The organism is Oleiphilus sp. HI0043 (assembly GCF_001634935.1).
Genome location: NZ_LWEY01000035.1, coordinates 1 through 902, shown reverse-complemented (window position 1 = coordinate 902; position 902 = coordinate 1). Strand labels below are relative to the sequence as shown.

At 39.9% G+C, this 902-nt stretch carries 2 protein-coding genes; one reads left to right on the top strand and one right to left on the bottom strand.

All coding sequences use genetic code 11. The features are described 5' to 3' along the window. On the top strand, nucleotides 1-252 hold a 252-nt coding region (locus A3729_RS01090), incomplete at its 5' end, for an EAL domain-containing protein (RefSeq protein WP_156497561.1). A 172-nt stretch (nucleotides 253-424) separates the two neighbouring features. Here A3729_RS01090 and A3729_RS01085 read toward each other — a convergent pair. Then, nucleotides 425-902 (bottom strand): response regulator (locus tag A3729_RS01085; protein WP_156497560.1); only part of this gene is annotated, 478 nt, incomplete at its 5' end.

The window sequence follows — 902 nt, the reverse complement described above, 5'->3', positions numbered from 1 at the left end:
AAATTACCTATCAATGAACTGAAAATCGATCGAAGCTTCGTTAATGATATTTTGATTGACGAGCAGGATTGGCTACTGGCAAAAAGTATTATCAACTTAAGCAAGAGTTTATCTATTCCCGTCGTCGCTGAAGGTGTAGAAACTAAAGAACAGGCTGATATTTTGGCAGCCAATGGCTGCGATGTATTCCAGGGCTACTATTTTGCTAAACCTATGCCGAAAAATGAACTGGTTTCATTCTTAAGAGAGTAGATCTTAGCTATTGCTCGTTACCTTGGCTATGAGTGTATAAGTACACTCATAGGATTTAGCTCTGTTTAGTACTATTAGCGAACATTAACCCGCGATAGGGTTTTGGGAGTAAGGGTATGCAATTTAATAAAGTGTTCATAGCGCGGTTATTTGATGATACTTAGAGCTGATTTTAGCTGAGCTCTTCAATAAGTTGGCATAAGGCTTCAGGCTCGAAGGGTTTGGGCAGGTGGGCCTTCATTCCTGCAGCAATATAAGTGTCAATATCTTCTTTAAAGACATTCGCTGTCAATGCAACGATAGGGGTGTCCGGAGCAAGCGAGTCTGTGATAATAATTTGTGTAGCTTCTAAGCCATCCATTTCTGGCATCTGAATATCCATCAGTATCAGGTCGTACTGACTTTCTCGTAAGCATTGAATACATTCTAGGCCATTGTTGGCAAACGTGATTTCTGCGCCGAGTAAGAGGAGTGTCTCGTTTACTACTAGCTGGTTAATTTTATTGTCTTCTGCCACTAATATTTTTTTGCCTTTTAAACCTTGTGTTATAGGCGTTTCTTCATCTGAGGCTATTGACGTTTGCTTATCTAGAAAGTGATTGAGTACTTTTTCACTAGTGTAGGGAGCTTCAATTAAGTGAACCGAGCTA